General features: G+C 67.6%; 4 protein-coding genes. 1 reads left to right on the forward strand and 3 read right to left on the reverse strand.

The features are described from left to right. Positions 1 to 786: 786 nt before the first annotated feature. The 3 genes from AC0Z36_RS29295 to AC0Z36_RS29305 all read right to left on the reverse strand — a co-directional run bounded on the left by AC0Z36_RS29295 (position 787) and on the right by AC0Z36_RS29305 (position 2803). Positions 787 to 1239, reverse strand: a complete 453-nt coding sequence (locus tag AC0Z36_RS29295) for a hypothetical protein (protein ID WP_485466116.1) — start codon at positions 1237 to 1239, stop codon at positions 787 to 789. 83 nt (positions 1240 to 1322) lie between these two features. Beyond that, positions 1323 to 2024 (reverse strand): RNA polymerase sigma factor, encoded by a 702-nt coding sequence (locus AC0Z36_RS29300; RefSeq protein ID WP_485466113.1) that lies wholly within the window; start codon positions 2022 to 2024, stop codon positions 1323 to 1325. Positions 2025 to 2350: 326 nt separating this feature from the next. Next, positions 2351 to 2803, reverse strand: a complete 453-nt coding sequence (locus tag AC0Z36_RS29305; RefSeq protein ID WP_485466114.1) for a hypothetical protein — start codon at positions 2801 to 2803, stop codon at positions 2351 to 2353. A 164-nt stretch (positions 2804 to 2967) separates the two neighbouring features. Between AC0Z36_RS29305 and AC0Z36_RS29310 the strand changes: the two genes are divergently transcribed. After that, positions 2968 to 3735, forward strand: a complete 768-nt coding sequence (locus AC0Z36_RS29310) for a DUF4158 domain-containing protein (protein ID WP_485466115.1) — start codon at positions 2968 to 2970, stop codon at positions 3733 to 3735. The last annotated feature ends 89 nt before the right edge of the window (positions 3736 to 3824 follow it).

Raw genomic sequence — 3824 nt, forward strand, 5'->3', positions numbered from 1 at the left:
GCCGAGCGGGCGACGGCTGATCAGGTGAACTCGAAACCAGGTCAGACCCCGCTGACCAGGCAATCAGCACTTCCCGCTTAGCGGGGGAGCCTCACACTCCAGAAAACCAGCTAACCCACTCTCCACAAAACCCGGGGCTTGACAGGGTCTGCCGCGGCGGGGGTGGTGCTGGTCATGTGGGGGTCTCCTGTCGTGCCCTCTCAGATTAACCCGGCAAAATCGGATGTATCACCACAGACTGGCAGAGAGGGAAAGGCCTAGGCCAGCAGCAGAGAGCGTCACCGAGGCTTAGGCGAACTCACGGGATGTCGCACAGTTAACGGCACCCCACCCGGCGACACCGGAGGACGATTCAGTGCAATATGCATCAAGTCTGATTTCCGATACGGACGCGTTATCGGAAATCAGAAATACCGTGCAGCGTTCAACGTTTCTGAGCTAAAGACTTCGCCAGGAATGATCCTCCGAGCGTCTCCTCTTGCGGGGTTGGGTTGCATTTCCCCAGCTCAGGACGCTCTTTTGAGGAGATGAATAACGAATAACCGGTTACGGTTAATGCATTAACTGCGAAATATCAGCCGGAATCGAGGCGTGCAGAACATCAGGCAGGATGTTCCGCCAGCTGGGCTCTCAGGGGAAATGCGGCCCGTTCCCGGCCTCGGGGACCCACGGAACAGTCAATATCGGTGAGATTGATCATGTTCACCCCATAGTGATCCTTTAGCACAAGTGATCGGTCGGTACGGATGTTCGGTCAAAGATCCACGGTCGCGTGCGGGTAGATGGTCACGTCCGGCGCATGCCGGTGGAGTTTTTGACTGATGGGCAGACTGAGGCGTACGGGAAGATCGCCGAGGAGCCGACCCGGCCGGGTGTGTGTAGCCGAGCTGTAGCCCATCGACCTGGTGGTTTAGCCGCGTCGGCGGTGGCTGGACAGGGCCGCGGTGGCTTCATGGACGGCGGCGCGGTTGCGCGGTTCCAGGTCGCAGGCTTCGCCTCGCCCCACAGTTCGGTGAGCGCGTCGCTAATCTCGGTGTCGTCGACGTCGGCGAGTTTGCGGCCGGGGCCGACCTGATCGGCGGTTCGGTCGAGCACGTTCGTGTAGGCGCGCAGGGTGTTCGGGGAGCCCTTGACCTTCGGGGTGTCGAGGAAGGCGTCGATCGCGGCACGCATGGTCAGGCCACCGGCCTTACGGGTCCCGCGGCACCGGGTCTCCAGCTTGGTAACCGTCACCACCACGATCGGCCCCTCTCGATCGGCCTACCGAATAACGTGCACGAGTCACGTCGTCCGCGCGGGATTTCGATCGGAATCCGCGGGCGCTACCGCAGTTGGTCGCGGCGGCGGGTCAGGTAGGCGGTCTCGGCGGTGTTGCCCGCCAGTTCGATGGCATTGTCGTAGGCCGCGCGTGACTGCTGACTGCGGCCCAGCCTGCGCAGCAGGTCGGCGCGGGTCGCGTGGTAGGCGTGATAGCCGGCCAGTTGGTCCTCAAGACGGTCGATGGCTGCCAGCGCCACCTCAGGGCCGTCGAGTTCGGCGACCGCGATGGCCCGGTTGAGGGCGATGACCGGTGCGGGGTCGAGGCGGACGAGCTGGTCGTAGAGGGCGAGGACCTGCGACCAGTCGGTGTCACGGATGTCGCGGGCGGAGGTGTGCACGGCGTTGATCGCGGCGAGGATCTGGTAGCGGCCCGGAGCCACCCCGGCGGCGGCAGCGGCGAGGCGCTCGCGCACCAGTCGGTGACCCTCGGCGATCAGCGCCGCGTCCCAGGCCCCTCGGTCCTGCTCGTCGAGGGAGACCAGCTCGCCGTCGGCCGAGACCCGGGCGGTGCGGCGCGCCTCGATGAGCAGCATCAGCGCCAGCAGCCCGGCCACCTCGCCTTCGCCCGGCAGGAGGACGCGGATCAAGCGGGTGAACCGGATCGCCTCGGCGGTCAGGTCGTGACGTAGGGGATCGGCGTCGGGGCCGGTCGCCAGGTAGCCCTCGTTGAACACCAGGAACAGGACGGCGAGCACGCCGGACACGCGTGTCGGCAGATCCTCGGCGGATGGCACCCGATAGGGGATGCGAGCCGCCTTGATCTTGTGACCGTGACCTTGACATACTCCCCAAAGGCGGCCATTTAGGGCCCCACTGATGGCCGACGACTTCCCCACTCGTGGCCAGATACCTCCCCGCTCGCTTCCGCCGGACACTCGTCGGCGATGGTCGACCGGGTGAAGAGCAATAGGGAGATCATGGAAATCCTTGAGGCATACGACCTCACGGGCAGTTACGGGGTCCGGCGCAAATTTTTGAAGGATTGAACGCTAAGGAATGATCTTGGTGCAGTCCGCTGCCTGACCAGCCGTCATCCGGCGGGGAACGCCTCCACCGAATCCGGGTCCGGAGGCGTTGCCCCCTCGGGGAGGACCGCGGTGGTCCAGTGCCGCTTGCCGAGGCGGTTGAGTTCGACTTCAAGCCCTGCGATGCGGTCTTCGGCGTCCGGGCCGGCGATGCCCAGGACGAAGCCGTCACCGGTGGGCCGACAGCACCGGGGCCGGTCTGCGGCGGCGATCGTGTGGGCGACCAGCACCTTGGTGCGGGACCGCGCCCGGGCCCGTGAATCCCCGGTGATGCCGGACACCGTCAGGTACGAGAACACCGGGGGCGACACCGGAGCGGCGGCCCGGCGCAGTTCGGCGATCGCCGCCCGCAGTTCCGCGCGGTCGCGGGCGGCGGCCGGGTGCCGGGTGGCTCCGGTGCGGGGGATGCGGACGGTCGGCGGGGCGGGCAGGTCGGCGGTGAAGGCGTCGTCGTCCACCGGTCCGCATCGCCCCCTTCCGTGCGCCGGATGTCGTGGTGCGCGGGCCAGGATAGGCAACGCCCGGCGGCCCGGCGGTCGGTTCGCCGCTCTTCCACCCCTTCGGGTGGCGGGAGTTCCGTTGTGGGAACAGCCGGAACCCGCCGGGCGTACGGTCTGCGGCCATGAAGGTCGACTACCTGTCGGACGACCAGATCGCCCGATATGGAAAATTTGCCCGCGATCCGTCCCCCGGCGAACTGGAACGCTTCTTCCGCCTGGACTCCGCCGCGCTGGAACTGGCCCGGTCCAAACGCCGCGCCGCGAACAGGCTGGGTTGGGCGGTGCAGTGGGGCACGGTGCGGATGCTGGGGACGTTCCTCAGCGACCCGGCTGAAGTCCCCGCCCTCGTCGCGGCGTTCGTCGCCGACCAGCTGGGCGTCGACGATCCCGCCTGCCTGAAGGAGTACCCCGACCGGCTGCCGACCGGGCACGAGCACGCCCGGGAGATCCGCGACCTGCTGGGCTACCGCCCCTCCGCCGACGCCCAGGAGCAGTTCACCGCGTTCACCGCCGCCCGGGTGTGGACGTCGGCCGAGCAGCGCGGCGCCCTGTTCGACCGGGCGGTGCTCTGGCTGCTGGGCGAGCGGGTCCTGCTGCCCGGTGTCACGGTGCTGGCCCGGTTCGTCCAGGACGTCCGCGCCACGGAGCACAACCGGATCTACGAGACCTTGTGCGCGGACATCGACCCGCACACGTCACGGGAGCTGGTCGGCCTGCTCGCGGTGCCCGAGGGACGGTCGGTGTCGGAGCTGGAGGAACTGCGGACCACGGTCACCCAGGTGTCCGGGCGGGGCCTGGTCGACGCACTGGACCGGGTGTCGATGGTGTGGGCGCTGGGCACCGGAGCGGCGGACGTGTCGGCGGTGCCGCCGGTGAAGCTCGCGTCGTAAACATTCAGCGGGTTCACGTCGTGTGACGGTTCCGGGCATGGGGTGACGGCCGGTGACCGGTGGTCAGCGGCTGGTCGGGGTGCGGGACG

This window comes from Kitasatospora sp. UYEF31, from assembly GCF_057291755.1.